Consider the following 26,247-nt stretch of genomic DNA (forward strand, 5'->3'; position numbering starts at 1 on the left):
GCCACGGCAGGCAAGCCGCCGCGCCGCCGATTTCCACGCATCCCATGGAGGGCGACCGCCCGCGAAGCCGCGGGCCGCAACCGCTTGACCGCGCCCCCCCGCATAGAAAGGAGTCCACCCATGCTCAAGGCCATTGCCCGAAAGATCGTCGGGTCGCGAAACGAACGCTACCTCAAAAGCCTGCGCCCCATTGTCGAGGCCATCAACGCCTTCGAACCGCAGGTCAAGGCCCTGTCCGACGACGCCATGCGCGCCCGCGTGGCCGAACTGCGCCAGGAGGCGGCCGGCGGCCGCTCCCTGGACGACATCCTGCCCGAGGCCTTCGCCCTGGTGCGCGAAGGCTCGGTGCGCTCGCTTGGCATGCGCCACTTCGACGTGCAGCTCATCGGCGGCGTGACGCTCCACCGCGGCAAGATCGCCGAGATGAAGACCGGCGAGGGCAAGACCCTGGTCGCCACCCTGCCCATCGTCCTAAACGCCCTGTCCGGCAAGGGCGTGCACCTCATTACCGTCAACGACTACCTGGCCAAGCGCGACGCCGCCTGGATGGGCAAGCTCTACAACTTCCTGGGGCTTTCCGTGGGCACCATCGTCCACGGCCTCGACGACGCCGAGCGCCAGGCCGCCTACGGCGCGGACATCACCTACGGCACCAACAACGAGTTCGGCTTCGACTACCTGCGCGACAACATGAAGTTCTACAAGGAACAGCTCGTCCAGCGCGAACTCAACTTCTCCATCGTCGACGAAGTCGACTCCATCCTCATCGACGAAGCCAGAACGCCGCTGATCATCTCCGGCCAGGCCGAGGACTCCTCGGCCCTCTATGCCCGCATCGACGCCTTCATTCCCATGCTGCGCAGGGAAATCGACTTCACCGTGGACGAGAAGGCCCGCACCGTCCTGCTCTCCGAAGAGGGCGTGGCCCGCATGGAGCAGGTCTTAAAAATCGACAACCTCTACGACGCCGCCAACATCACCTTCCAGCACCACGTGCTCCAGGCTTTAAAGGCCCACCACATCTTCCAGCGCGACGTGGACTACGTGGTCAAGGACGACCAGGTCATCATCGTCGACGAGTTCACCGGCCGCCTCATGCCCGGCCGGCGCTACTCCGACGGCCTGCACCAGGCCCTGGAAGCCAAGGAGCACGTCCAGGTCGAGGCGGAAAACCAGACCCTGGCCACCATCACCTTCCAGAACTATTTCCGCATGTACAAAAAACTCGCCGGCATGACCGGTACGGCCGACACCGAGGCCGTGGAGTTCCGCGAGATCTACGACCTGGAAGTCCTGTCCATCCCGACGCACAAGCCCATGATCCGCAAGGACTTCCCGGACCTCGTCTACAAGACCCAGCGGGAGAAGTTCGAGGCCATCGCCGCCGACGTCAAGGAGCTGCACCAGCGCGGCCAGCCGGTGCTGGTCGGCACGGTGTCCATCGAAAAATCCGAGCTGCTCTCGGGCATGCTCAAAAAGACCGGCGTGCCCCACGACGTCCTCAACGCCAAGAACCACGAGAAGGAAGCCGAGATCGTGGCCCAGGCCGGCCACGCCGGCCGGGTGACCATCGCCACCAACATGGCCGGCCGCGGCACGGACATCGTGCTCGGCCCCGGGGTGACCGACCTCGGCGGCCTGCACATCCTCGGCACCGAGCGCCACGAATCCCGGCGCATCGACAACCAGTTGCGCGGCCGCTCCGGCCGCCAGGGCGACCCGGGCTCCTCGCGCTTCTACCTGGCCCTGGACGACGACCTCATGCGGCTTTTCGGTTCGGACCGCCTCAAGGGCCTCATGGACAAGCTCGGCATGGAGGACGGCGAACCCATCGAGAACCGCATGGTCTCGCGGGCCATCGAGAACGCCCAGAAGCGGGTGGAGGCCCACAACTTCGAAATCCGCAAGCAACTGCTCGAATACGACAACGTCATGAACCAGCAGCGCGAGGTCATCTACTCGCGCCGCCGCGAACTCATGGAAACGGCCGAGCCCGAGGCCTTTGTCGCCCAGTACCTGCAGGAGATCGTGGGCGAGGTTTTCGCCCCCCTGGAGGCCCACAAGGGCGAGCCCGACGCCGAGGCGTTGGAGGTGGCCGCCGCCCAGCTCGAGGACCTGCTCGACGTCAAGGCCGAACTGGTCAAGGGCGACGCCGCGGAACGGGATGCCGTGCTGGAGGCGGTGCTCACCCGCCAGCAGTCCCTGGCCGAGGCGGCCGGCGACCATTACCGGGAGATCGCCCGCTATTTCCTGCTCGACAGCCTGGATCGGCACTGGAAGGAACACCTGCTGTCCATGGACCACCTGCGCGACGGCATCGGGCTTCGCGGCTACGGCCAGAAGGACCCCAAGCAGGAGTACAAGCGCGAGGGCTTCGAGCTTTTCCAGCAGCTCATCGACAGCATGCGCGACGCGGCCATCCGGTCGCTTTGCCGGGTGCGCATCCGCAACGAGGTCAGGGAGCAGGAGTTCCAGCACAAGGACGATTCGGCCAACCTGCGCTATTCCGGCGCCTCCGCGGAGGAGGCCAAAAAGGAGCCCAAGCGCCGGGCCGAGCCCAAGGTCGGCCGCAACGATCCCTGCCCCTGCGGCAGCGGCAAGAAATACAAGAAGTGCCACGGGGCGAAATAAGCGGTTCGCGTCCGCCCCTTGCCCGGCGGCCCGGTTTTTTTTACAGGTAGCGCTTGGCGCCATGGGCGCGTGTCGTTGACATAGCCCGGAAGGGGGCGGCAAACCCCCTTCCGGTCATCCTGGGCGGCCCGCGCGTGCGCCCGCATGGTGGGTCATGTTCGTCATCATTGGCATCGTGGTGGTCCTGGGCTGTGTTTTCGGGGGGTTTCTCCTCGAAGGCGGGCACATGGGCGTGCTGTTCCAACCCATCGAGCTGCTCATCATCGGCGGCGCGGCCCTGGGTTCTTTTTTCATCTCCGCGCCGAAATCCATCGCCATCGGCACCATCAAGCACGCCATGCACGTGTTCACGGGCAAGGAGCCCACGGCCTCGGATTACCAGGACCTGCTGACGCTGCTTTTCGAACTCATCAACATCGCCCGGCGCGACGGCATCGTGGCCCTGGAACCCCACGTGTCCAAGCCCGAGCAGTCCTCCACCATCAACCGCTATCCCGCCATCGCCAAGAACAAGCAACTGGCCTATTTCATCTGCGACAACATCAAGGCCCTGCTCTCCGAAGGCATCGACGCCCACCGCTACGACGACCTCATGCGCACGGACATCGCCACCATGCACCACCACGCCATGCTCGCGCCCACGTCCGTGACCAAGGTGGCCGACTCCCTGCCCGGCCTTGGCATCGTGGCCGCCGTGCTCGGCATCGTGCTGACCATGGGCAAGATCAACGAGCCGCCGGAAGTGCTCGGCCACAGTATCGGCGCGGCCCTGGTCGGCACCTTCCTGGGCATTCTCCTCAGCTACGGGTTCGTCGGCCCCATGGCCACCAACCTGGAGCACCAGGCCAAGGCCCAGCAGCACATGCTGCACGTGGTCAAGGAGGTGCTGGCGGCGTTCAACTCGGGATTTTCGCCCATGCTGTCCGTGGAGATGGGCCGGCGGGCCATCCCCGACGACGTGCGGCCGACCATGGAGGACATGGAAGGGGCGCTGCGTGGCAAAAAATAGCGATCACGGCAAAACGGTCGTCATCTACCGCGAGTCCGACGAGGGGCACGGCGGCCATCACGGCGGCTCCTGGAAGGTGGCCTACGCCGACTTCGTCACGGCCATGATGGCCTTTTTCCTGCTGCTGTGGCTGGTCGTGTCGCTCAAGCCCCAGCGCAAGCAGGAACTCTCCCTGGTGTTCCAGGACAAGAACGTGCCGTCCAAGGAGAAGGTGCAAAACCTGGAGAAGGTGCCGACGTTTATCAGCCCCGACGCCATCAAGGGCAGCCCCGAGTTCAAGCTGTCCCAGGAAAACAAGCTCAAGTACGAGATCGCGCTGCTTATAAAAGAGCTCATCACCTCGGACATGACGGTGAAAAGCAATTCCGGGGTGAGCAACGATTCCTCGGGCGTGATGATGCAGGTCAACAATGCGGTCATGTTCAAGCCGGGCTCGGCCGAGCTGACGCCGACGGCCGTCAAGATGCTCGACGGCGTGGCCAAGATCCTGCGCGATTTCAAGATCAACCTGACCGTTCGCGGCCATGCCGACGACGACGAGAAGGGCGGGTTGTACCCGTCCAAGTGGGAGCTTTCGGCCGCCCGGGCGGCGGCGGCCACGCGGTATCTGGCCGAGAAGGCGGGCATTGCGACCACGCGCCTGCGGGCCGTGGGCCTGGCCGACAGCCAGCCGCTGGTGCCGCCGACCTCGGCCGAGAACAAGGCCCGCAACCGCCGCATCGAGTTCTTCTACACCAGCCCCGACATGCGCCCCTCCGAGCGGTCCCAGGACGGGCCGTAGGGCGACGCGCCTGCGCTCCTGCCGGCGCGCCGAGGGCGTTTTCGGTCTTTCCGTTCGAACCGGCTGTCCGGGAGGCGGTTGCCTGCGGTCTTTTTACGGACTATATCTGGTCCGACCGCAGCAGGAGGAGGCCATGAAGCTGTCCCAGCGCGTCAAACCCATCAGCTATCTGAAAGCCCACGCCGCCGAAATCGTGCGCGAACTCGGCGAAGGCGCCGAGCCGCTCGTGATCACCCAAAACGGCGAGGCCAAAGCCGTCTTGCAGGATGTCGACTCCTATGAGCAGACGCAAGAGACATTGGCCCTGTTGAAAATCCTGGCCTTGGGGCAACGGCAGGTCGAAGCCGGCAAGGTGGTTGCGGCCGGCGAGGCCATGGCGGCCATCCGCGGCAAGCGAGCGGGCTGACGGCGACCGTGGACGTCTTGCTCACCGCGGCAGCCGTTCGGGACCTGGAGGAGATCGACACCTCTCTCCTTTGGCGCGACGGCCCGGAAGCGGCGGAGCAGGTGCTTGGCGCCATCGAAGACAGGCTCGCCTCCCTGGCCCGCCAGCCAGCCCGGGGCCATGTCCCGCCGGAGCTGCGCGCTCTGGGCCTGCGGGAATTCCTCGAAATTCGGATCGGAGTCTATCGGCTCATCTACCAGCTCAGGGACGCGACCGTTTACGTCCATGTCATCGCCCATGGCCGGCGGGACATGCAGCGCCTGCTCCTGCGCCGGCTGCTGGAAGAGGCACCCTGACCCGCTGGCCCGCTGACCCGCTGACTCGTTGACGCGCTGCCGTGCTGATGCGCCCGGTTGGACAGGGAAGCGGCGCATCCGGCCGCTTCCCCCCTTGCGTTCGCCGTCCGGCCTCAGGCCTGCGCCAGCGCCTGCTCCAAATCCGCGATGATGTCCTCGATATCCTCGATGCCGACCGAGATGCGCACCATGTCGGCCGGCACGCCGGCCTCCGCCAGTTCCTCGGGCGTGAGCTGCGAATGCGTGGTCGAGGCCGGGTGGATGACCAGCGTCTTGGCGTCCAGGATGTTGGCCAGGTGCGAACACAGCTTCACCGACTTGATGAAGGCCTTGCCGGCCTCGATGCCCCCCGTCAGCCCAAAGCCGAAGACCGCCCCGGGGCCGATGGGGAAAAGCGCCTTGGCCCGGGCATGGTCCTTGTGGCTGGGCAGGCCGGCGTAGTTGACCCAGGCCACCTTGGGATGGGCCTCCAGGAACTCCGCCACCCGCTGGGCGTTGGCGCAGTGGGCCTTGGCCCGAAGCGGCAGCGTCTCCAGGCCCTGGATGACCAGGAAGCTGTTGAGGGGCGCGGGCGTGGCCCCGATGTCGCGCATGAGCCCGGTGCGGATCTTCGTGCAAAAAGCCGAGCAGGGCGTGCCTTCCAGCGTGCACAGCATCTCCCAGAAATTGGCCCCGTGGTAGGTCGGGTCCGGGGCGGTGATCTCCGGGAACTTGCCGCCGGCCGACCAGTCGAAGCCGCCGGCCTCGACGATGGCCCCGCCGATGCAGGTGCCGTGGCCGCCGATGATCTTGGTCAGCGAATACACGGCGATGTCCGCGCCCACGTCGAAGGGGTTCAATATCGGCGGCGCGGCCACGGTGTTGTCCAGGATAAACGGCAGGCCGGCCTCGTGGGCGACCTTGGCGATGGCCGGCAGGTCATCCACGTTGCAGCGCGGGTTGCCGATGGATTCGGTGTAAACGAGCCGGGTGTCGGCGTCGATGGCCCGGGCGAAATTGGCCGGGTCGGACGAGTCCACGAACCGGACCTCGATGCCGAAGCGGGCCAGGGTGTGGGCGAAAAGGGTGTGGGTGCCGCCGTAGAGGTTGCTGCCCGTGACGATGTTCTGGCCGGCCTTGGTGATGGCGGCCACGGCGTAGAAGATGGCGGCCATGCCCGAGGCGGTGGCCACGCAGGCCGAGGCCCCGTGTAGGGCGGCCAGCCGCTTCTCCAGCACGTCCGTGGTCGGGTTGCCCAGGCGCGTGTAGATGTAGCCGGCTTCCTTGAGGGCAAACAGGTTGGCGGCGTGTTCCGGGTCGCGGAACAGAAAGCTCGTGGTCTGGTGGATGGGCACGGCCCGGGACAGGGTGTCGGCATCCGGCGCATGGCCGGCGTGCAGGGCCAGGGTCTGGGCATGCCACGGGGGAGTGGGCATGGCATTTCCTCCTTAATCAGGTGGGATTGTCGGCGCGAGCATCAGGCGACATGATGCCCGTATATGCCAAACCCGGAAGCTGGGAAAGGGTCTCGCGCGGCCGGTTCGGCCTTGACAAGCGCCTGCCCGGAACCGACAACCGTGGCCGACGCGCATGTCGCGTCCCGTCATCACCGCCAGCATCGGGAGGGTCTTCTGCATGCGCCTGCACGCCTTCTACCACGTCCCCTTCGAGGATGTGGGCTCCATCAAGCCCTGGGCCGCGGCCAAGGGGTATGCCATCGGCACCACGAGCTTTTTCGCCGACGAGACGCCGCCGCCCGTGTCCGACTACGACATGCTCGTGGTCATGGGCGGCCCCATGGGCGTGTACGACGAAAAGGACCATCCGTGGCTGGCCGGCGAGAAAAAGGCCATCGAGGCGGCCGTTGGCGCCGGCAAGCCGGTCCTCGGCATTTGCCTCGGCGCCCAGCTCCTCTCCGTGGTGCTCGGCGGCTCGGTGACGCGAAATCCGGTGCCGGAAATCGGCTGGTTCAAGGTGGACATGACGCCCGAGGGCCTGGCCGAGCCGGTTTTCGCCGGCTTCCCCCAGTCCTACTACGCCTTCCACTGGCACGGCGACACCTTTTCCCTGCCGCCCGGCGCGGTGCATGCCGCCAGTTCGGCCGCCTGCGCCAACCAGGCCTTCGTCTACGGCCACAAGGTCGTCGGCCTGCAATTCCACCTGGAGACCCAGCCCATCGGCATGCAAAACCTCATCAAGCACTGCGCCGCCGACGTGGCCCAGCCCGGGCCGACCGTGCACCATCCCAAGCAGATGCACGCCGGCCGCGAAGCCTTCAAGGACATCCAGGCGCTCATGGGGCGTCTGTGCGACGCGCTGACGGCCTAGCAGCGGGCGCACGAAGGGGAAGAAGGAAGATGCCTCCGGCGGCCAGGCGGGGGTGACCCCCGCCTGGACCTCCCCGAGAGGGGGATTGTAGGACGTACCAAACAGGCGAGGGGGGAGTGGCGATGCGCAAGAAAGAGCGGGAAATCAAGGACAAGGCCGTATTGGATGAACTGCTCATGCGGGCGCGGGTCTGCCGGATCGGGCTGTACGACGGCCAGTGGCCCTATGTGGTGCCGGTCAACATGGGCTACGCGGCCGGGCGCATCTTTTTTCATTCGTCGCGCAAGGGCAAGAAGATGGAAATCCTGCGCGACAACCCGCGCGTGTGCTTCGAGCTCGACAGCGACGTGGAGATCGTCACCGGCGAGCGGCCCTGCGACTACACCACCTACTACAAGTCGATCATCGGTTTCGGCACGGCCGTGCTCGTCGAGGACGAGGCCGAAAAAATCGAGGCCCTGCGCATCATCATGCGCCGCCACGGCGGCCCGGTGGAGGGGTTTCGGCCCGAGGTGGTGCCGGTGACGGCCGTGGTGCGCATCGACATCGAGCGCATGACCGGCAAGGCCAACCCCCCTTACGACGAGTGGAACTGATCGCGTCTTCCTGAAAACGCTGTTGCGCCGCATGTCCCTGACCCGGCCCGGCCGGTATCGGGGCGCGGCATATGGAGTCGGCCATGCGCGTGGTCTTTGTCGGCGATTCGTTGACCGTTGGCGTGGGGGATCCCCAGTACCTGGGCTGGGTGGGCCGGTTGTGCGCGGCCTCGTCCCTGGCCGGCCAGGAGCTGACCGCCTACAACCTGGGCGTGCGTTCGGAGACCAGCCGGCACATCAAGGGGCGCCTGGCCCGCGAGCTGCCGCCGCGCCTGCTGCCGCGCGACGAGGCCCGGGCGGTGCTGTCGTTTGGGATCAACGACGCCAAGGTGGAAAACGGCCGGCGCAAGGTGGAGTTGTCCGAGTCCGTGGACAACCTGTTCGCCATCGTGACGCATGTCTCCAAGCTGTGCCCGATGCTGGTGGTGGGGCCGGCGCCGGTCCTCGACGATGCCCACCGCACGCGCATCGAGGAGCTTTCCGACGTTTTTTCCCGTACCTGCGACGACATGGGCGTGGCCTACCTGGAGATGTGCCGGCCGCTTTCCCGCGAGGCCGCCTATCTGGACAGCCTGGTGGCGGCCGGCGACGGCTACCATCCCGAGGCCGCCGGCTACGCCGCTTTTGCCAAACGCGTGGCCGACTGGGAGGCCTGGCTGGCCTGGTTTCGCTGTTAGCGCAACGCCAGTTCCGCCACGGCCTCGATGTGGGCCGTGTGCGGGAACTGGTCCACCGGGGTCACGCGCGAAACGGCGTAGAGATCGCCGAGCGCCTTGAGGTCCCGGGCCAGGGTGGCCGGGTTGCAGGAAACGTAGACCACCTTTTTCGGCCCGGCGGCGAGCACGGCCGCCAGCATCTCCGGCGTCGCCCCGGCGCGCGGCGGGTCGAGCACCACCACCGACGGCGAAACCTCCGACAGCTCCGACAGCCCCTTGGCTGCGTCCTGGGCCTTGAACACCGCATTGCCGATGCCCGACAATGCGGCGGAGCGGACCGCGTCGGCCACCGCCCGCTTGTCCGCCTCCAGGCCGTAGACCGTCTCGAAACGGGGGGCCAGGTGCAGCGCGATGCCGCCGCAGCCGCAGTAGCAGTCCACGGCCGCGCCGGTGGCATCCGATCCGGCCGCCTGGGCCACGACCTCATAAAGGGCCGTGGCCGCTTGCGTATTGGTCTGGGCGAAGGCATCGGCCGAAACATGCAGCCGGGCCGCGCCGAAACGTTCCTCGATGTGGTCCGCGCCAAGGGCCAGCACCTGGCGTTCGCCCTGGGCCACGGCCGTGGGCACCCGGCGCACCGAATGGACGAAGCCGGTGAGGAAGGGGAACCGGGCCAGGAGCGCCTCGCCCAGGCGGTGGGCGGCGTCGCCGGCGCCACGGGCCGGGCCGGTGATGATGTGGGCCAGCCGTTCGCCCGTTTGCTCGCTTGCCCGCAGCACCAGATGGCGCCACACGCCCTTGTTCGTGCGGCCATCGTAGGCGGCCAGGCCGGTTTCCCGGCAGGTGTCGCGCACAAAGCCCAGCACCTCGCCGGCCCAGGGCTCCATGAGCAAGCAGGCCCCGATGTCGAGCACCCGGCCCGGGCGAAGGCGTTCGTGCAGCCCCAGGTGCAGCCGGCCGGCAAAGGCGAATTCCATCTTGTTGCGGTAGGCGTATTGGCGCGGCGAGGCCACGGTCGGGGCGACCTCCAGGCCCGTCAGGCCGCCCAGGCGGGCAAGCGTCTCCACGACCTGCTCGCGTTTCCAGAAAAGCTGGGCCGCATAGCCCAAGTCCTGCCACAGGCAGCCGCCGCAGACGCCGAAATGCGGGCAGGGCGGCGCGACGGCCTCGGGCGCCGGGGAGAGCGTCTCCACGGCCACGGCCTCGGCAAAGCCCTTTTTGCACTTCGTCACTTTCGCCCGCACCGTGGCCCCGGGCAGGCCCCCGGAAACGAACACCACCAGCCCTTCCACCCGGGCCACGCCCTTGCCGCCATATGCCAGCCGATCGACGGCCAACTCCAGTTCCATGTCTTCGCGAATGTCCATCGCGGCCTTATGCGCGAGGCGCGGCAACCGCGCAAGGGGGCCGGCGGGCCGGGCCGGGTCAAAGTCCGGCCGCAGGGGCGAACGGGGTGCGCGGCCTGGAGATTTTTTTTGGGAGGGGACGGGGCGCACCGTCGCGTCGGGGACGCGGCCTGCCCCGGGGCAGGCGCCTGCCGGGTTTGCCGCGCCGGGCCGCGGCCGGGAAACCGTTCCCGGCCGCGGCGCAAGGGCTGCTTCAGGCGGTTTTGGCCGCGGCCAGGGCGGCGTCGATTTCTTCGCCGATGCTGACGCCGAAGTGGATGTAGACGTCGTCCACATCCTTTAGCGGCAGCCAGTAGCCTTTCAGGCGGCGCGCGCCGGTCACCGACGACGTCGTGATCGGCTCACCCGCGCGCAGGGCCTTGAGGGCCTGGCATTGGCGGCAATGGCCGTCGGTGGTGTTTTCAGGATTGAGGCTCGAGCATTTGGCCCCGACCGGGATGCCGGCGGCGCGGCCGGCCTCGTTGACGGCCAGGATCTCCCGGCTTTTGTGCAGGAGCATCACCGGTTCGGGAAACGGCCCCCACATGGACTGGAAGGCCTCCAGGACGTGTTGCGAAACCATATTCAGGGTCCTCCTTGGCCGTTCGATGCACGGCCCTACCCGAGGTGAGACGGACTGGCGGCCGGTTTATTGCCGGCCGCCCCGTGCCGCCGGGTTATTTTTCGTCGGCCGGGCCGGCCTCGCGGGTCCGGTGCCGGGCAAAGGACGCTTCGCCCACCTCGCGCCACCAGGCGTCGTATTCCTTCCAGGCCGGGCCGCCCTTGGTGGGCTTGCCGTGACCGTGGCCAAAGCCGCCGGTGAGGATACGCCCGAGCAGGAGCAGGCCGACGGCTTGCCAGTAGCCAACCGGCGGCAGGCCGAACAGTTGCGGCATAAGCCCGTTCCACAGCCACAGGACCACGAAGCCGAAGGCCAGGGCCAGGGTTGCGGCCAACAGCAGGCCGCCGAGTATATGAATCGTCAGCAGGGCGGCGCGGGATCGGCCGCTCCGGTTTCCGTTTCGGGGCGACAGGTGCATGACGGCTCCTTTGGTTAGAGCGGGTTGTGGTCCTTGAGCAGTTGGCGCAGCCGGGCCGTGGCCCGGCTTTTGCGGGACAGCAGCGTGCCGAGGGGTTCCTCCCAGTCCTCGGCCAGTTCGCGAAAGCTTCTGCCCTCGATCTCCGTGGCGATCCATACGGCCCGTTCCGCGGCGGACAGGCTCCCCAGCGCCCACAGCAGGCGCTCCCGAAGCTCCAGCCGGGCCACGTCGCTTTCGGGCGTGGGGCTTGGGGATTGGAGAAAGCCGGCCGTGGCGCCTTGTTGTTCGGCCTCGTCCAAGGCGACGGTGTCCCGGGTCCCACGCCGAAAGTCGATGATCCGGTTTTCCAGGGCCCGGTAGGCATAGGCCAGGAGGTTTTCCACCTCGCCGGAGACATTGGCCCGGCGCAGCAGGCCGTAGGTCACGTCGGCGACGATGTCTTCCACGTCCATGGCCGAGATGCGCCGCAGGCGGCGCCGCACGAAGTCGGCGAACCGGGCCCGTTCGCGGGCCACGGCCTCGGCCAGGCGGGAGGTATTCCCGCTCATGGCCTGGCCGGCTTGCGGTGGGTTGCGGCAATCGTTTTCATCACGCCTCTCTTTGTATCGGCCCCGGCGCTTTCCCTGGCCGCGTCCGTCCGGCCGGACCGAACGCCCTGCCTGGCTTCGCCGGGCCTGGCCTTACGGGATAAGACGGGAGAGGCCGGGCAATATTGCCCGCCATAATCGAAGCCGGGGCCGATTGCATCCGCGCGGTGGCTGTCGCGGCCCAACCGGGGCTGGCTGGGGCAAAAAAAGTCCCCGCGCGGGCGGGGACTGGGTGTAGGGGCGGAGGTGGGCATGGCCAGGCCGCCAAGGCCCCCGCGGGGCGGGGACCGGGGGGGGCGAAACGGCCGGTTTTCGGTCGGTGCGGGCGCCAGGCTTCGATTATCCCTGTGGGAGGCTTCGCCCTGGCGCGTGCGCGGCCGGCCGGCGGCTAGACCTCGAAAAGCGACTCCAGGTCGGTGCGCGTGAGCGACTTGAAGGCGTCCTGACCGGGGATGATGGCCTCGGCCACATCCTTTTTCTGTTCCTGGAGCTTGAGGATCTTTTCCTCGACCGTATTCTGGCAGATCATCTTGTAGGAGAAGACCTGCCGCTGCTGGCCGATGCGGTGGGTGCGGTCCGTGGCCTGGTTTTCCACGGCCGGGTTCCACCAGGGGTCGTAGTGGATGACGTAGTCGGCGCTGGTGAGGTTGAGCCCCGTGCCGCCGGCCTTGAGCGAAATGAGGAAGACCTTGATTTCCGTGTCGTCGTTGAAGCGGTCCACCTGGTCGAAGCGGTCCTTGCTGGAGCCGTCGAGGTAGGCGAAGGGCATCTGGCTGATGGTCATCCAGGAGCGGATGATGTGGAGCATCTGCACGAACTGCGAGAAGACCAGCACCTTGTGGCCTTCCTCGATGCAGTCGGTGATGAGGTCCTTGAAGGCGTCGAACTTGCCCGAGGGCAGGTTGGTGTTGACGCCGGGCAGGTCGAGCTTGAGGAGCCTGGGGTGGCAGCAGATCTGGCGCAGTTTGAGCAGGGCGTCGAGGATCGACATCTGCGACTTGGCCAGGCCCTTTTCGTCCACCGTGGCCAGCACCTGTTCCTTGAGCTTCTTGGCCAGGGCGGCGTAGAGGTCGAGCTGCTCGTCGAGGAGGTTGCAGTAGTAGATGTTCTCCACCTTGGGCGGCAGGTCCTTGGCCACCTCGGACTTGGTGCGGCGCAGGATGAAGGGCCGCACCCGGCCGCGCAGGTATTCGAGGGTCTCCTCGTCGCCGTCCTTGATGGGCTTGACGATGCCGCGCTGGAAGGAGTTCTGGCCGCCGAGGAAACCCGGCATGAGGAATTCGAACAGCGACCACAGTTCGAACAGGTTGTTCTCGATGGGCGTACCGGACAGGCAAAGGCGCGTCTTGCCGTTTAAGCGCCGCACCGAGCGGGCGGTGATGGTATTGGGGTTTTTGATGTTCTGTGCTTCGTCGAGGATGATGGCCGCGAACTCGAACTTGAGCAGTTCGTCGAGGTCGCGGCGCAGCAGGGCATAGGTGGTGATGACCAGGTCGGACTCGCCGATGCGCTTGAACATGTTCTCGCGGCGCGCGCCGTAGATGATCAGCTGCTTGAGCTCCGGGACGAATTTCTCGGCCTCGCGCTCCCAGTTGGGCAGCACCGAGGTGGGCACGATGATGAGGTTTGGCCCCTTGGCGCCGCGCTCCACATTATGCTGGATGAAAGACAGGGTCTGCACCGTCTTGCCCAGGCCCATCTCGTCGGCCAGGATGCCGCCGAAGCCGTATTCCCGCAGGAAGTTGAGGTAGGACAGGCCCTGGACCTGGTACGGGCGCAGGTTGGCGTGCAGCCCCTTGGGCGGGCGCAGCTGCACGATCTCGCGAAAGCTGTGGATCTTCTGGCGCAGCGTGTTCCAGAAGGAATCCGTGCGGGCCTCGGGCAGGTCCTCCAGGATCTTGTCCAGGACCGGCGCCTCGAACTGCTTGAATTTCGTCTGGGGCGGCTTGTCCGTGTCGTAGCCCAGCGCCCGCAGCTTGTGCGACAGCTTCTCCAGCCACGATTCCGGCAGGCTGGTGTAGGAGCCGTCTTTTAACTGCACGTAGCGCTTGCCCTGGGTCCAGGCCTTCCAGATCTTCTCGATGGGCACCTTCTGGTCGTCGTACTGGACCTGCAGGTCGAGGTTGAACCACTTCTCCTCTTCCTTGGACTCCACCTCGGCCACGATGACGGGCGTGGACAGGCGCACCTTGTAGCGGGTCAGGTTCTTCTCGCCGTAGACCCGGTACTTCTCCACCAGCTTGGGATAGGCGTCGAGGAGGAAGACGATGGCCTCCTCGGTCTCCAGGAACCAGTTGGCGTTGTTGCGGGCCTGGAAGCGCATGTCCGTGAGCATGTTGATCAGCGTCTGCTCGTGGTTGCAGTCCCGGGCGATGAGGTAGGACTTGCCCTCGTAGAGGTAGGAGGCGGTCATGAGGTCGGGGTTTGGCCCGGTGACCGTGATCTCGCCGTGCTCGGTCTGGTAGATGTTCTGGATCTGCAGCGTCAGCAGGCTGCCTTCCTCGTCCAGGAAGATTTTCGGGTCGTAGGTGGCCGGCACGAAGAAGGGCTGCATTTTGACCAGGAATTCCTCCTGGCCGTAGAGGTCGGCCATGGGCAGGTGGGTCCAGACCCGGTCCAGGAACTCCGAAACGTCGGCGGTGGGGATAAACGGCGGGTTCTGCACGATGTCCGAGACGAGCTGGGGCGGCAGGCCCGTCTGGACCGGGTAGAAGGCGTTTTTCCAGCAGACCCAGATGGGCATCTGGCCGTAGAAATAGACCTCCTGGCCGAGGATGGAAAAGGGCGACTTGCCCGGGCTGCCGAGCAGAATGTCGAAGGACAGGCCCTCCTCGGACAGTTTCGGCGCCAGCTGCAGGCGCATGGTCTTGGACTCGATGCGCACAGGCTGTTCGCTGTCGCGCCAGTAGAGGTAGTATTCCTTGCCGACGGCCCAGAAAAACCAGGCCAGAAAGCCCGGCGGCAGCTCCACCCGGTGGCCGGCGTAGTCCAGGTGGTGGGAGAGCATCTCGGCCACCACCGGCAAGGTGGGCGAAAGCTCCGACCAGTCCGGGTTCTTGATGATCTGCTCCAGGGTGATTTCCGAATGGACCTGGGAGATGCCGGACTTGTTCTGGCGCGCCCGGAAAAAGGCCACCTGCAACCGCCCGGGCTCGGGGTGGAAGCGGAATATGAGGTAGTGGCGGCCGGGTTCGGGCTCGGGCTCGGAAGAGAAATAGGTGCGGAAGGTCTGGCGCCATTCGCCGCGCGGCGCGGCCGGGCTGTCGGAGGCGCCGCCCTGGGCCTCGTCCAGGGTCCGGATGCACTTGAGCGCCGTGGCTCCGACGTGGCGGCAGATGCCCGAAAAGGAATCCGGGCAGTTGCAGAAATAATTGATGGTGCCTTCCTTGAGGTTGACGGAAAGCTCCGAGGAATACACCTGGAAATCGTCACCCTGGACCTGGCCCTCGGCGTCCCAGAAATGGTCGTGCTTGTTGACGGACAATTTCTGGATGCCGCCGGCGGCCACGATGGCGTGGGAGCCGTCCAGGATGTATTCGGGAATCGTCTCCCGGACGAACTCCGAGAGCAGCGATTTGATTTTCGTTTCTTCGTTTCCGGAGGCCATGGGCCACAAACTCCTTCCAGCACGCAGCGTATGCCACACGTCCGCCACAAAGCGGGCGCGGGGCGGGATGGGCTATCAAGCCCCCATAGCGGATTTCGGACCGTTTTGGAACGGAAATATTGCCGAGCCGCCCTTCTCCCGAACATCGCGCCCCGAGGCCGGGGCGCGGGAGAAAGGGCTTTTAATTTACGCGCTCCCCGTATATCCACAAGGGCAGGGAACCTTGCGCATCCGCTTCAATATGTCGAATCGGGCGGATGAGGCAAGCGAAAAGGGGAACTATGCTGGCTTGGCGCGCGGTGATTTTCGGGATGGTGGCGTGTGTTTTGGCCTTGTCGGGCTGCGAAGGCCCGCCGAAGCCGGCGGGGGAGGCGCAAAACCGGCCCGAAGCGGCCGTAAACGCCGCGCCGGCCGGCCCCTCGGCGACGCCTGGCCAGCCCGTGCCCGGCGGGCGCATCGTCATGGCCGTCATCGGCGAGCCGAGCAACCTCATTCCGCCGCTTTCCTCGGACAGCGCCTCCCACGAGGTGGCCGACCTGCTCTACGTCTCGCCGCTGCGCTACGACAAGGACATCCAGCTCGAATGCTTCGCCGCCGAGCGCTACGAGGTGGCCGACGACGGCAAGCTCCTCAAGTTCTGGCTGCGGCCCGGCATCCGCTGGACCGACGGGGTGGAACTGACGGCCGAGGACGTGGAATTCACCTACAAGCTCATGATCGACCCGAAAACGCCCACGGCCTACGCCGAGGACTACAAGGCCGTCGCGAGTTTCACCGTCACGGGGAAGTATTCCTTCGAGGTGCGCTACGCCGAGCCCTTCGCCCGGTCGCTGGTGACCTGGGCCGGGGCCATCCTGCCCAAGCACCTGCTTGCGGGCCAGGACCTCATGAACACCAGGTACGCCCGGGAGCCCGTGGGCGCCGGGCCGTATACGCTGACGTCCTGGGAGCCCGGCCGCAAGCTCGTGCTCGACGTCAACCCCGACTACTTCGAGGGCCGGGCCTACATCGACCAGGTCGTCTACCGCATCATCCCGGACCAATCGACCATGTTTTTGGAGCTTAAGGCCGGCGGCATCGACATGATGGGGCTCACCCCGCAACAGTACCTCTACCAGACAAACGGCCCGGCCTGGGCGGCCGACTGGCAGAAGTTCAAGTACCTGTCGTTTGCCTACACCTACCTCGGCTACAACCTCAAAAGCCCCTTTTTCCGGGACGTCCGGGTGCGTCAGGCCTTTGCCCACGCCGTCAACAAGGAGGACGTGATCAAGGGGGCGCTTTTGGGCCTGGGGCTGCCCACCATCGGCCCCTACAAGCCCGGCACCTGGATGTACGACGAGGCCATCAAGGATTACGCCTACGACCCGGCCCTGGCCAAAAAGCTCCTGGCCGAGGCCGGCTGGGAGGACCGCAACGGCGACGGCGTCCTCGAGGACGCCTCGGGCCGGCCCTTCGCCTTCACCATCCTGACCAACCAGGGCAACGAGCAGCGGGTCAAAACCGCCACCATCATCCAGAGCCAGCTGGCGGCCATTGGCGTGCGGGCCGAGATCCGCACCGTGGAGTGGGCGTCTTTCATCAAGGAATTCGTGGACAAGGGCAATTTCGACGCGCTGATTCTCGGCTGGAACATCACCCAGGACCCGGATGTCTTCGATGTCTGGCATTCCAGCCGGGCCGTGCCCGGGGGGCTCAATTTCGTGGGCTTTCAAAACGCCGCGGCCGACGCCCTGCTTAACCGGGGCCGCCATACCGTGGACCAGGCCGCGCGCAAGAAGATCTACGACGCCTTCCAGGAGATCTTGCACCAGGAGCAGCCCTACCTGTTCCTCTACGCGCCGTACGCCCTGCCCATCCTGTCGGCGCGATTCCAGGACGTGGCCGTGGCCCCGGCCGGCATCAGCTACAACTTCACCAAGTGGTGGGTGCCCCGGGACAGGCAGAAATTCCGGCTGGAAAAATAGGCCCGCCCCTCCCCCGTACAAGGCGGCCAACGCGCGCCCACGCACAACCCCCCCGGTGAAGAGGCCGGGTCGGCCATGATCCGCATCAACGAAATCCTGGACAAGACCGCCGTCTACCTGACCGATCAGGAACAGGCGCTTTTAACCAAGGCCTACGTCTTTTCCGCCACGGCCCATGCCGGGCAGGTGCGCCTGTCCGGCGAGCCCTATCTGTCCCACCCCCTGGAGGTGGCCGGCATCCTGGCCGACATGCGCCTGGACGCGGCCAGCATCGCCTCGGGGCTTTTGCACGACACCGTGGAGGACACCAAGGCCACGGTGGACGAGGTCGAGGAGCTTTTCGGCGACGAGGTGGCCGACATCGTCGACGGCGTGACCAAGATCAGCCTCATCCCCTTCGAATCCAAGGAAGAGGCCCAGGCCGAGAACATCCGCAAGATGATCCTGGCCATGGCCAACGACATCCGCGTGGTCCTGGTCAAGCTGGCCGACCGCCTGCACAACATGCGCACCCTGGAATACCAAAAGCCCCACAAGCAGCCGGTCATCGCCCAGGAGACCATGGACATCTACGCGCCCCTGGCCAACCGCCTGGGCCTGCACCGCATCAAGACCGAGCTCGAGGACCTGAGCTTCAAGTACTTGAAACCCGACGTCTACAGCCAGATCAAGGCCGGGGTGGACCGCCACCACACCCTGGACGAGGCCTACATCGACCGGGTCATCAGCCAGATCAAGGAGATGCTCGGCGAAAACAGCATCCGGGCCCGCATTTTCGGCCGGCGCAAGCACCTGTGGAGCGTGTTCAACAAGATGCGCGTCCAGGGGCTGACCATCGACCAGGTCCACGACCTGGTGGCCTTCCGGGTCATCGTCGAGACCATCCGCGAGTGCTACTCGGCCTTGGGGCTGGTGCATTCCATCTGGAAGCCCGTGCCCGGGCGTTTCAAGGACTACATCTCGATGCCCAAGGCCAACATGTACCAGAGCCTGCACACGACGGTGGTGGGCCCGGACGGCGAGCGCATCGAGATCCAGATCCGCACCGTGGAGATGAACCGGCTGGCCGAGGAGGGCGTGGCCGCCCACTGGAAGTACAAGGAGCGCGAGAAGGGCAAGTTCAACCCGAAAGACGTGGAGCGCTTTTCCTGGCTGCGACAGATCATGGACTGGCAGCGGGAACTCAAGGACTCGCGCGAATTCGTGGCCAACCTGCGTTTCGACCTGTTCCAGGACGAGGTCTACGTCTTCACGCCCAAGGGCGAGGTCAAGGAGCTGCCCGAGGGGGCCACGGCCGTGGACCTGGCCTTCCTCATCCACACCCACATCGGCGAGCACTGCGCCGGGGCGAAGGTCAACGGCCGGCTGGTGCCGCTGGAAACGCCGCTCAAAAACGGCGACACCGTCGAGATCATCACCGACAAGAACCGCCATCCCAACCGGGACTGGCTCAAGTTCGTCAAGACGGCCAAGGCCCGCACCCGCATCAAGCATTTCATCCGCACCGAGGAGCGGGCCCGTTCCATCCTGCTCGGGCGGGAGATGCTCGAAAAGCAGGGCCGCAAGGACGGGGTCAACATCCAAAAGGCCATCAAGGACGGCACCATGCTGGGCGTGGCCCGGGAGTTGTCCCTGGCCGGCGTGGAGGATGTGCTCTCGGCCGTGGGCTATTCGCGCATCACGCCCAAAAAGATCATCGGCCGGCTTGTGCCCAAAAAGGAGGGCGAGGAGGCCGAAACCCACCTCAAGGTGGAGGCCGCCCCCTCGCCGGCCGAGGGCGTGGCCACCATGCCCAAGGGCAAGGGCGGGGAGGGCGTGCGCATCCAGGGCGTGGACAACGTGCTGGTGCGCCTGGCCCAGTGCTGCAACCCCGTGCCCGGCGATCCCATCGTCGGCTACATTTCCCGGGGCCGGGGCGTGGTGGTGCACACCCACGACTGCCCCAACATCCCCAACCTCGAATCCGAGCGCCTCATTCAGGTCAACTGGGAGGGCGAAAAGGAACAGCCCTATCCGGCCGGCCTTTCCATCCTGGCCAAGAACCAGAAGGGCGTGCTCGGCAAGATCTCCCACGTCCTGGCCGAGGAGGGGGTCAACATCGACTCCGGCGCCATCCACTCCAACGTGGACGGCACAAGCCAGCTCCTTTTCCGCGTGGAAGTGCGCAACTCCAGCCACCTCTACCGGGCCATCGACCGCTTAAGCCGCCTGGAGGCGGTCATCGCCGTCAAGCGCAAGGCCGTCACCGACGACCTGGGCACCGGCCCCGAAGCCGGCGAGCCCGGCGAATAGGGCCGCGCCGCCTGCCAGCCCGGCCCCTGGATTTTTTTTACCGCGGGCCGCGGAACCGTCCGGTTCCGCCACGGCTCATCCGCTGTCCGTGGCCGTGGCGGCCTGTTCGGCCACCAGGTAGCCGATGAGCGCCGCGTTGAGGATGGAGCCGGTCGTGCCGCCGGCTGCGGCCGAGCCCGAGGCGGCGGCGAAGGCCGAGGACGCCTTGGTGGTGATGGTCGGCATGGTCGCAGTATCGAGGCCGAGCTGCGTATAAAGGCTTGTGGCGGCGCTGTTTAAGCTGTTGGCGCCGCTGGTCACGGCCGAAAGCCAGGCGCTCGACGCGTTGGACACCATGGCGCTGTTGCTGGCGATGGCCGCTGAGATCTGGGCCGCGGCATTGCTGGCCAGGGAATCGAGCGTCGAGGCGGTGGCCGTGGGCATGGTGATCCCCTCGAGCGTCGAATACAGATTGGTCATGGCCGCCTGGCGCTCGGCCTGGGTGTCGGCGGCGGCCATCTCGGTATTGTAGGCCGTCAGGGCGTCCATGTACTGGAATTGGACGCTGTCCTGGACTTCCGTGGGCACCAGGCTCTTCATGGTGGCGTTGAAGCTGGCCTTGGCCGCGGCGATATCCTCGCTGCGCGTGGCCGAGGAACTGGCCGCGCTTTCGGCGGACGAAAGCTTGGCGCAGGCCAGGCTGTACTGGTAGGCCCAATTGACGACGCTATCCGTGCTTATACTCGTGGCCATACGCGCCTCCGGGCGGCAAGTTCGGCCTCTTCCCGGCAGGGGAGGAGGGCTCGCCTGCAAGGAGAGCAAGAAGGCTGCCACAAGACGCTGTCCGTAACAGCTTGAAATGTCTGGCCGCTACCAAAGCCGGGCAGGCAGATTTTGCCGGGGGGCGAAACCGACGGGCCTGGGCCGCGTCCCCTGACGCACCCGCGTCGCGTCCCCCCGCACACCCCGCCGTGTCACCCGTTGGGCCAGGTGTTGCGGCCAACCGGGCCGCGTCTCCAGCCCCGCCCGCGCCGCGTCACCCGTCGGCCAGGCGAGCAGGCCAACCGGGCCGCCCCCGACCGGCGCTCCCCGGGCGTCGTCACCCACTCTCCACCTTCCCGTCATCGTCGCTTCGAATCCATGAGGCAAAGGGGTAACGTTCGGTTCCCGGGAAAGCCCCGGGCCGGGTTCCCGTCAACCCTTCGCCAAGTGGAGACACGCCATGGGACAGCTTGAAGTGGATCGCTTCCACCAGGTATTGCGCGACATGCTCGAAACCCTCCTCGGCCAGACCCGCGACGCCATGGACGTCATGTCGCAGGAAGTGGCCAGTTTCGCCGATGTCACGGACCGGGCCACGGCCGAGTCCGACCGCCACCTGGGCATCATCATGCGCGAACGGGACCGCCAGCTCATCGCGGAGATCCACGAGGCCCTGGGCCGGGTCAAGGACGGCGAGTACGGCATCTGCCAGGAATGCGGCGAGGAGATCGGCCTGGCCAGGCTGCGCGCCCAGCCCACCGCCACCCTGTGCGTGCACTGCAAGTCCATGCTCGAAGACATGGGCCGGCCGCATCTGGCCGCCAGCCGCTTCGAGGTGCCGTTCCTGGAAGCCTAGTGCGGTGCCCCTTTAAAAATACGCGAGTATTTTTTGAAGAATAATTAATCATTCTCAGGTGTTGCCCTTGAAGTGCCCCGTATCCTCTTCAAGGGCGCGTCACCGGCCGCCAAGGCGCACCACGGCCAGGCAGCCGCCGTCCGGGCCGGACGACAGTTCCAGGTCGCCGCCGAGTTCCTCGGCGTTTCTCCGGGCGATGGGCAGCCCCATGCCCACCCCCACCGCCTTGGTGGTGAAAAACGGATCGAAGGCAAAGGGCCGGATGTCCTCGGGCAACCCCGGCCCCTGGTCCGTCACCTCCAGGCACAGGCCCGGGTCCCGGCGGCGCCAGCGCACGGTAATGACGCCAGGCGACGGCCGGCCGGCCACGGCCTCCAGGGCGTTGGCGAGCAGTTCCGTGAGCAACTCCTCGAGCAGGGGCGCGTCCAGCCGGACAAGGCCCGTGTCCGCGTCCAGGACCAGGGGCGCGGCCAGCCCCGTGCGCGTGCGGGCCGCCGCCATGGCCCGAATGGCCAGGTCGGCCGGGTCGGCCATGATCGGCGCGGGGGCGCGCCGGGTGGCGTAGCGCGACACGGCCCGCACCACGTCTTCCAGCCGCCTGGCGCCGTCGAGGATCATGGACAGGGCGGCCGCGTCGGGATCGCCCTCGGGATGGCGGCGCAACAGCCGGCCGGTAAAGCCGCCGATGACCATGAGCGGGTTGCGGATCTGATGGGCCACGGCCAGGGAAAAGCGCCCCAGGCCCTCGATGCGCTCGTGCTGGGCGGCCTGGATGCCGAGCAGCATGGCCCGTTCCCGGGCGTGCAGGTCGAAGATCTCCGTCATGTCGTCGATCTCGAAGAGGATGCCGAAAATTTTCTCGTTTTCCAGAAGCAGCGAGGCCGACAGGCGCAGGTGCCGGTCCCGGCCGTCGGGGTGGCGGTAGAGGCAGGTCAGGGGCTCGGGCTTGCGGCCGTGCTTGATGGGCGCGGCCAAAAACCGGGCCAGGCGCCGGGGCGCGTCGGTGCGCCCGACGATGGCCCGGGCCGTGGCCGGGGCGGCCAGGTGCTCGGGCGTTTCGCCTAGCAATGCCGCGGCGGCCGGGTTGGAGGCGTAGACCCGCCCCTTGCTGTTGGCAATGACCACGCCGGCCGAAAAGCCGGCCAGCAGGTCGTGAAAATAGGTGGAATGGGCGAAGGTCAGCATGGCGCCTCGCGGTTTTGGAGGGGAAGACGGGTCCAGTATGGGAGGGACGGGTTACGGCCGTGTGACGCGCCGAGCGGCCTGACGGATCACGTTTTTGTCGGGCCGGGGGACAGTTTTGTAGAAACCCTGGCGAGCCTTTTCGGGATACGCCATGATGCCGGGCTGTTGGCCGTTGGCCCGATTTTTGCTAATCCCGGTCCATGGATACCGTGACCACTGCCTATGGCCCCCTGCCCGTGGCCGGCCGGCCGGACCGCCATCCGGACGGCGGCGTGCGGGCCCTGTCCCTGGCCGGCCCGGCCGCCCTGGAGACTTCCATCGGCCGCCTGGTGCCCCAGTACAGCATCGACGACAGCCGGCGCATGCACCAGCCGCCCCTGACCTTTCACGAAAACGGCCAGGTGCGCTCCCTGCCGCTGGAATCGCGCACCGTGGTGGAAACGCCCGTCGGCCCCTTGCCGGCGGAACTGGTGACCTTCCACGACAACGGGGCGGTGGCCCGGGTGTTTCCCTTAAACGGCAAGCTCTCGGGCTATTGGACCGAGGCCGACGAGGCGAACCTGGCCGAGGTGCTGCGCCTGGAGACGCCCCTCGGTCCGATTGCGGCCAAATTCGTGGCCATAGCCTTCGATGCCGGCGGTGCGCTGCGCAGCCTGACCTTGTGGCCGGGCGAGGAGGTGACGGTCAGGACGCCGGCCGGCAACGCGCCGGTGCGCCTGGGCGTAAGCTTCCATCCCGGTGGCGCCTTGCGTTCGGTGGAGCCGGCCCGCCCCCTGGAGACGCCCACGCCCCTCGGCCCCATCTGGGCCTTCGACCCCGACGCCGTGGGTATCAGCGGCGACGAGAATTCCCTGGGCTTTTCGCCGGCCGGCGAAGTGACGCGCATCGCCACGGTGCGCACGAGCCTTGCCGCCCGGCTTGCGGACGGGACGCGCCTGGAACTGGCCCCGGCCGTGCGCGACAGCATCTGCGGCGACGGCGACCGGGAGATCACCCCCCTGGTGCTGGAGATCGGCCAGGACACCGTCATCGCCCGCCACGGCCGCCACGGCCGCCCCATGGCCGTGCTGGCCCGGGCCACGACGGCCTTTGCGGCCCGGCCTTTCGTGTCCGCCTTTGCCGTGCCGCTCACGCCTAAACAATGTTCCATGTAGGCCGGTTTTCCTTGACGCCTCCCCCTTTCGTGCTGATAGTTTACAGTTACCGGAGCCTGTTGTGTGCGGAACGTTCCATGGGGAACGCTGCCGCGCGGCCAGTCCGGGCCGGCGGAACGTCCGTCTCGGCCGTGCATGGGGCCGCGCGACATTGTGGCGTAACAAGGCTTCCGGTTTCCCCGGCCGGGCTCCCGCTCGCCGGATCGGCTCCCAAGGAGGACGCTCGTGCGCAAGGCCACCGGTTTACTGATGGCTGTTTTCGTACTTCTCACCTTGTCCCTGCATGACGCCTGGGCCAAGCGCCTGGGCGGCGGCGGTTCCATCGGCAACCGCCAGTCCTTTTCCACCACCACCCGCCCGGACATGGGCGCGCCGTCGGGGTCCTTCGGGGCCGGCCAGGCGTCGCGGCCGACGAACCCCATGGGCGCGGCCAACCCCGGCGGCGGCATGTTCTCCCGGCCGGGCATCGGCGGCATGCTCGGCGGGCTGCTGGTGGGCGGGCTGGTCGGTTCGATGCTTTTCGGCGGCGGCCACGGCGGCGGCTGGGGCGGCCCGAGCCTGCTCGATATCCTGCTCATCGGCGGCGGGCTGTTCCTGCTGTTCCGTTTCTTAAGCGCCCGACGCGCGGCCACCCAGTCCGGACCGGGCACGGCCCGGACCTACACGGCCGAGCCGGTGCGCGAGGTGCCGCCCCTGCGCGAGGCGGCGGCAAGCGGCTGGTCCAACCTGGAGGCCGCGCCCCAGGCATCGTCCGGGTCCCGGGTTCCCCCGGGCTTTGACGCCGACGAGTTCCTGGCCGGGGCCAAGACCCTCTACACCCGGCTGCAACGCTCCTGGAGCGCCCGGGACCTCAAGGACATCGAGGCCTTTTCCACCCCGGCCTTCATGACCGACGTGCGCAGGCAGGCGGCCGAGGACCCCACGCCCACGCCCACCGACGTGCTGCTCGTGGACGCCAAGCTGCTGGAAGTGCGCAAGCAAGGCGGCGTGACCATCGCCTCGGCCTACTTCGATACGCTGCTGCGCGAGGACCCCAAGGCCGGCCAGCCGGAACAGGTCCGCGAGGTCTGGCATTTCGTGCGCCGCGACGACACGCCCGGCGACAACTGGCGCCTGGACGCCATCCAGCAGTTGGACGGGTAGGCAGTAAGGTCGGGAAGGAAGCCTCCGGCGGCCAGGAGGGGCCGGGGGCCCCTCCTGGACCACCCCTTTCGGGGGCCGGGCCGATCCCATGGGGCGGCCCGGCCCCTGCGTTTTCAGGGTCAGGAGGCGTTGGTGGGCCGGGCGGGCTTGCCGGGCCGTTGCCCGCGCGCCCGCGCCGTCAGGGCGCGACCGTGGGCAGCCCGGCCCGGCCCCAGGCGATCATGCCGCCGGCAACCGAGCGCACGTCGGCGCAGCCCTTGGCGGCCAGGGCGCTGCCGATGATGTTGGAGCGGTAGCCCGAGCCGCAGACGACGGCCACCGGGCCGTCCAGGCAAAAATCCACGCCCCGCTCCAGGATGTCGGCAAAGGGCCGGTGCAGGGCCTGGGCGATATGGCCGGCTTCCCATTCGGCCTCGGTGCGCACGTCCAGGGTGAGCGGCGGCCTGTCGCCGGAAAGGGCCATCGCCAGGTCGCGCACGGACATCTGGGGCAGCGAGGCCACGGGCCGGCCGCTCAAGGTCCAGGCGGCCATGCCGCCGGCCAGGTGGCCCAGGATGGCGTCGTAGCCGATGCGGAAAAGCTCCAGGCGCATGGCCGCGGCCCGTTCCCGGTCGGCGGCGACGATGAGGATCCTGGCTCCCGGGGCCACGGACATGCCCACCCAGTTGGCCAGTTGCTTGTCGAAGCCGATATTCAGGCTGCCGGGGATGTGGGCGCCACCGTAGGCCGCGGCGTCGCGGCTGTCGATGACCACCGTGCCCGGCTCCGCCCGCAGCGCGGCGAAGCGTTCGAGGGACAGTTCGCGCTCGCTGGGGCAGGCCTCGCCCAGGGGGGCGCCGGCGCGGTTTGTTTCGATGATGTGGGAAAAGCTCTTGGGCCGGGCGGGCAGGCGGGCCAGGATGGCCTGCTTGAAGGCGGCGAAGTCGGCGTAGCCGAGCATGGGGTTGGCCCGGCGCTCGTAGCCGAGCGTGGAGGAACCCTTGGCGCTCATGCCCCGGCCGCACAGCGAGCCCTGGCCGTGGGCCGGGTAGACCTCCAGTTCCGGTGGCAGGGCGCCGAGTTTGACGTAGAGGCTGTCGTGGAGGTTTCGCACCTGCTCGTCGAGGATCTCCGCCCCGGGCAGGTCCGGCCGGCCGATGTCGCCGACGAAAAGCACGTCGCCGGTGAGCACCATCTGCGGCCCGGGCGAACGGGCCAGGTCGCTGACGAGCAGCGACACGGAATTGGGGGTGTGCCCGGGCGTGTACAGGACCTGCAACCGGGCCGCCCCGAACTCCAGCACCTGCCCCTCGGCCAGGGGCTCGTGGGGGTAGGCCACGCCCGCCCCGGGGTGGATGTGGATGGTGGCGCCGGTTGCCGCGCGCAGTTCCTGGCCGCCGCTTATGTGGTCGGCGTGCAGGTGGGTTTCGATGACCGCCGCGATGGCCATGCCCTCGTCGCGGGCGATCTCCAGGTAGCAGTCGATGTCGCGCTTGGGGTCGACCACGGCGCACACGCGGGCCGCCGGGCAGCCCAGGACGTAGGAAAAGCAGCCGAGCCCCGGTGTCTGTATCTGTTTGAAGTACATGC

Annotated in this window: 22 protein-coding genes; 13 read left to right on the plus strand and 9 right to left on the minus strand. The window is 67.1% G+C overall.

Annotated elements, in window-relative coordinates; translation table 11 throughout:
• Positions 1-120: 120 nt before the first annotated feature.
• From secA to ACP59X_RS05575, 5 genes are all read left to right on the plus strand, one after another.
• Positions 121-2,631 (plus strand): preprotein translocase subunit SecA, encoded by a 2,511-nt coding sequence (secA, locus tag ACP59X_RS05555; protein ID WP_428565948.1) that lies wholly within the window; start codon positions 121-123, stop codon positions 2,629-2,631.
• A gap of 154 nt (positions 2,632-2,785) precedes the next feature.
• The gene (gene motA, locus ACP59X_RS05560; protein ID WP_428565951.1) at positions 2,786-3,640 is read left to right on the plus strand and encodes a flagellar motor stator protein MotA; all 855 of its coding nucleotides are present in this window, start codon (positions 2,786-2,788) and stop codon (positions 3,638-3,640) included.
• On the plus strand, positions 3,627-4,421 hold the full coding sequence (locus tag ACP59X_RS05565; protein WP_428565954.1) for an OmpA/MotB family protein: 795 nt from the start codon (positions 3,627-3,629) through the stop codon (positions 4,419-4,421). The genes motA and ACP59X_RS05565 overlap by 14 nt, the downstream gene beginning before the upstream one ends.
• Positions 4,422-4,554: 133 nt before the next feature.
• A complete protein-coding gene (locus ACP59X_RS05570) occupies positions 4,555-4,827 on the plus strand; it encodes a type II toxin-antitoxin system Phd/YefM family antitoxin (RefSeq protein ID WP_428565958.1) in 273 nt (90 codons plus the stop codon).
• Between the two features lie 8 nt (positions 4,828-4,835).
• Positions 4,836-5,162 carry a type II toxin-antitoxin system RelE/ParE family toxin gene (locus ACP59X_RS05575; RefSeq protein WP_428565963.1) on the plus strand — a complete coding sequence of 109 codons (327 nt, stop codon included), beginning with the start codon at positions 4,836-4,838 and terminating at the stop codon, positions 5,160-5,162.
• Between the two features lie 113 nt (positions 5,163-5,275).
• On the opposite strand, the gene ACP59X_RS05580 is transcribed toward ACP59X_RS05575, so the two are convergent.
• Positions 5,276-6,577 carry an O-acetylhomoserine aminocarboxypropyltransferase/cysteine synthase family protein gene (locus tag ACP59X_RS05580; RefSeq protein ID WP_428565968.1) on the minus strand — a complete coding sequence of 434 codons (1,302 nt, stop codon included), beginning with the start codon at positions 6,575-6,577 and terminating at the stop codon, positions 5,276-5,278.
• 154 nt (positions 6,578-6,731) lie between these two features.
• Between ACP59X_RS05580 and ACP59X_RS05585 the strand changes: the two genes are divergently transcribed.
• From ACP59X_RS05585 to ACP59X_RS05595, 3 genes are all read left to right on the plus strand, one after another.
• Positions 6,732-7,469: a type 1 glutamine amidotransferase gene (locus ACP59X_RS05585; protein ID WP_428565971.1), complete on the plus strand. Its 738-nt coding sequence runs from the start codon at positions 6,732-6,734 to the stop codon at positions 7,467-7,469.
• A gap of 122 nt (positions 7,470-7,591) precedes the next feature.
• A complete protein-coding gene (locus ACP59X_RS05590; RefSeq protein ID WP_428565974.1) occupies positions 7,592-8,065 on the plus strand; it encodes a pyridoxamine 5'-phosphate oxidase family protein in 474 nt (157 codons plus the stop codon).
• Between the two features lie 83 nt (positions 8,066-8,148).
• Positions 8,149-8,742 (plus strand): GDSL-type esterase/lipase family protein, encoded by a 594-nt coding sequence (locus ACP59X_RS05595; protein ID WP_428565979.1) that lies wholly within the window; start codon positions 8,149-8,151, stop codon positions 8,740-8,742.
• Here ACP59X_RS05595 and rlmD read toward each other — a convergent pair.
• The 5 genes from rlmD to ACP59X_RS05620 form a co-directional block, all read right to left on the minus strand.
• Positions 8,739-10,088, minus strand: a complete 1,350-nt coding sequence (gene rlmD / locus ACP59X_RS05600; protein WP_428565983.1) for a 23S rRNA (uracil(1939)-C(5))-methyltransferase RlmD — start codon at positions 10,086-10,088, stop codon at positions 8,739-8,741. The two genes, ACP59X_RS05595 and rlmD, sit on opposite strands and share 4 nt — an antisense overlap.
• Before the next feature lie 232 nt (positions 10,089-10,320).
• Entirely contained in the window at positions 10,321-10,689 is a 369-nt protein-coding gene (locus ACP59X_RS05605; protein ID WP_428565986.1) for a hypothetical protein, read from the minus strand.
• Between the two features lie 94 nt (positions 10,690-10,783).
• Entirely contained in the window at positions 10,784-11,146 is a 363-nt protein-coding gene (locus ACP59X_RS05610; protein ID WP_428565989.1) for a hypothetical protein, read from the minus strand.
• Between the two features lie 14 nt (positions 11,147-11,160).
• Positions 11,161-11,694 carry an RNA polymerase sigma factor gene (locus ACP59X_RS05615; RefSeq protein ID WP_428565994.1) on the minus strand — a complete coding sequence of 178 codons (534 nt, stop codon included), beginning with the start codon at positions 11,692-11,694 and terminating at the stop codon, positions 11,161-11,163.
• A 427-nt stretch (positions 11,695-12,121) separates the two neighbouring features.
• Positions 12,122-15,340: an SNF2-related protein gene (locus ACP59X_RS05620; RefSeq protein WP_428565997.1), complete on the minus strand. Its 3,219-nt coding sequence runs from the start codon at positions 15,338-15,340 to the stop codon at positions 12,122-12,124.
• Between the two features lie 281 nt (positions 15,341-15,621).
• Between ACP59X_RS05620 and ACP59X_RS05625 the strand changes: the two genes are divergently transcribed.
• Together ACP59X_RS05625 and ACP59X_RS05630 are read left to right on the plus strand one after the other, a co-directional pair.
• Positions 15,622-17,307 (plus strand): peptide-binding protein, encoded by a 1,686-nt coding sequence (locus ACP59X_RS05625; RefSeq protein WP_428566000.1) that lies wholly within the window; start codon positions 15,622-15,624, stop codon positions 17,305-17,307.
• A gap of 75 nt (positions 17,308-17,382) precedes the next feature.
• Positions 17,383-19,599: a RelA/SpoT family protein gene (locus ACP59X_RS05630; RefSeq protein ID WP_428566005.1), complete on the plus strand. Its 2,217-nt coding sequence runs from the start codon at positions 17,383-17,385 to the stop codon at positions 19,597-19,599.
• A 75-nt stretch (positions 19,600-19,674) separates the two neighbouring features.
• On the opposite strand, the gene ACP59X_RS05635 is transcribed toward ACP59X_RS05630, so the two are convergent.
• Positions 19,675-20,331 (minus strand): hypothetical protein, encoded by a 657-nt coding sequence (locus tag ACP59X_RS05635; protein WP_428566008.1) that lies wholly within the window; start codon positions 20,329-20,331, stop codon positions 19,675-19,677.
• A 469-nt stretch (positions 20,332-20,800) separates the two neighbouring features.
• Between ACP59X_RS05635 and ACP59X_RS05640 the strand changes: the two genes are divergently transcribed.
• Positions 20,801-21,196, plus strand: coding sequence for a TraR/DksA C4-type zinc finger protein (locus ACP59X_RS05640; protein WP_428566013.1), 396 nt, complete (start codon positions 20,801-20,803; stop codon positions 21,194-21,196).
• Positions 21,197-21,295: 99 nt separating this feature from the next.
• Here ACP59X_RS05640 and ACP59X_RS05645 read toward each other — a convergent pair whose 3' ends face one another.
• Complete coding sequence (locus tag ACP59X_RS05645; protein ID WP_428566016.1) at positions 21,296-22,381, minus strand: ATP-binding protein; 1,086 nt, start codon at positions 22,379-22,381, stop codon at positions 21,296-21,298.
• A 200-nt stretch (positions 22,382-22,581) separates the two neighbouring features.
• On the opposite strand from ACP59X_RS05645, the gene ACP59X_RS05650 reads away from it, so the two are divergent.
• Positions 22,582-23,535, plus strand: coding sequence for a hypothetical protein (locus ACP59X_RS05650; protein ID WP_428566019.1), 954 nt, complete (start codon positions 22,582-22,584; stop codon positions 23,533-23,535).
• A 225-nt stretch (positions 23,536-23,760) separates the two neighbouring features.
• Entirely contained in the window at positions 23,761-24,678 is a 918-nt protein-coding gene (locus ACP59X_RS05655; protein WP_428566022.1) for a Tim44 domain-containing protein, read from the plus strand.
• 178 nt (positions 24,679-24,856) lie between these two features.
• Here the strand turns inward: ACP59X_RS05655 and ACP59X_RS05660 are convergent, their stop codons facing one another.
• A complete protein-coding gene (locus ACP59X_RS05660) occupies positions 24,857-26,245 on the minus strand; it encodes an MBL fold metallo-hydrolase (RefSeq protein ID WP_428566025.1) in 1,389 nt (462 codons plus the stop codon).
• Positions 26,246-26,247 lie beyond the last annotated feature (2 nt).

It is taken from the genome of Solidesulfovibrio sp. DCME, from assembly GCF_049995385.1.
GTDB lineage: Bacteria > Desulfobacterota > Desulfovibrionia > Desulfovibrionales > Desulfovibrionaceae > Solidesulfovibrio.

Coding starts and splice junctions, on each gene's coding strand:
- secA (WP_428565948.1), top strand. CDS start 121: ATGCTCAAGGCCATTGCCCGAAAGATCGTCGGGTCGCGAAACGAACGC.
- motA (WP_428565951.1), top strand. CDS start 2,786: ATGTTCGTCATCATTGGCATCGTGGTGGTCCTGGGCTGTGTTTTCGGG.
- ACP59X_RS05570 (WP_428565958.1), top strand. CDS start 4,555: ATGAAGCTGTCCCAGCGCGTCAAACCCATCAGCTATCTGAAAGCCCAC.
- ACP59X_RS05580 (WP_428565968.1), bottom strand. CDS start 6,577: ATGCCCACTCCCCCGTGGCATGCCCAGACCCTGGCCCTGCACGCCGGC.
- ACP59X_RS05585 (WP_428565971.1), top strand. CDS start 6,732: ATGTCGCGTCCCGTCATCACCGCCAGCATCGGGAGGGTCTTCTGCATG.
- ACP59X_RS05590 (WP_428565974.1), top strand. CDS start 7,592: ATGCGCAAGAAAGAGCGGGAAATCAAGGACAAGGCCGTATTGGATGAA.
- ACP59X_RS05595 (WP_428565979.1), top strand. CDS start 8,149: ATGCGCGTGGTCTTTGTCGGCGATTCGTTGACCGTTGGCGTGGGGGAT.
- rlmD (WP_428565983.1), bottom strand. CDS start 10,088: ATGGACATTCGCGAAGACATGGAACTGGAGTTGGCCGTCGATCGGCTG.
- ACP59X_RS05605 (WP_428565986.1), bottom strand. CDS start 10,689: ATGGTTTCGCAACACGTCCTGGAGGCCTTCCAGTCCATGTGGGGGCCG.
- ACP59X_RS05610 (WP_428565989.1), bottom strand. CDS start 11,146: ATGCACCTGTCGCCCCGAAACGGAAACCGGAGCGGCCGATCCCGCGCC.
- ACP59X_RS05615 (WP_428565994.1), bottom strand. CDS start 11,694: ATGAGCGGGAATACCTCCCGCCTGGCCGAGGCCGTGGCCCGCGAACGG.
- ACP59X_RS05620 (WP_428565997.1), bottom strand. CDS start 15,340: ATGGCCTCCGGAAACGAAGAAACGAAAATCAAATCGCTGCTCTCGGAG.
- ACP59X_RS05625 (WP_428566000.1), top strand. CDS start 15,622: ATGCTGGCTTGGCGCGCGGTGATTTTCGGGATGGTGGCGTGTGTTTTG.
- ACP59X_RS05630 (WP_428566005.1), top strand. CDS start 17,383: ATGATCCGCATCAACGAAATCCTGGACAAGACCGCCGTCTACCTGACC.
- ACP59X_RS05635 (WP_428566008.1), bottom strand. CDS start 20,331: ATGGCCACGAGTATAAGCACGGATAGCGTCGTCAATTGGGCCTACCAG.
- ACP59X_RS05640 (WP_428566013.1), top strand. CDS start 20,801: ATGGGACAGCTTGAAGTGGATCGCTTCCACCAGGTATTGCGCGACATG.
- ACP59X_RS05645 (WP_428566016.1), bottom strand. CDS start 22,381: ATGCTGACCTTCGCCCATTCCACCTATTTTCACGACCTGCTGGCCGGC.
- ACP59X_RS05650 (WP_428566019.1), top strand. CDS start 22,582: ATGGATACCGTGACCACTGCCTATGGCCCCCTGCCCGTGGCCGGCCGG.
- ACP59X_RS05660 (WP_428566025.1), bottom strand. CDS start 26,245: ATGTACTTCAAACAGATACAGACACCGGGGCTCGGCTGCTTTTCCTAC.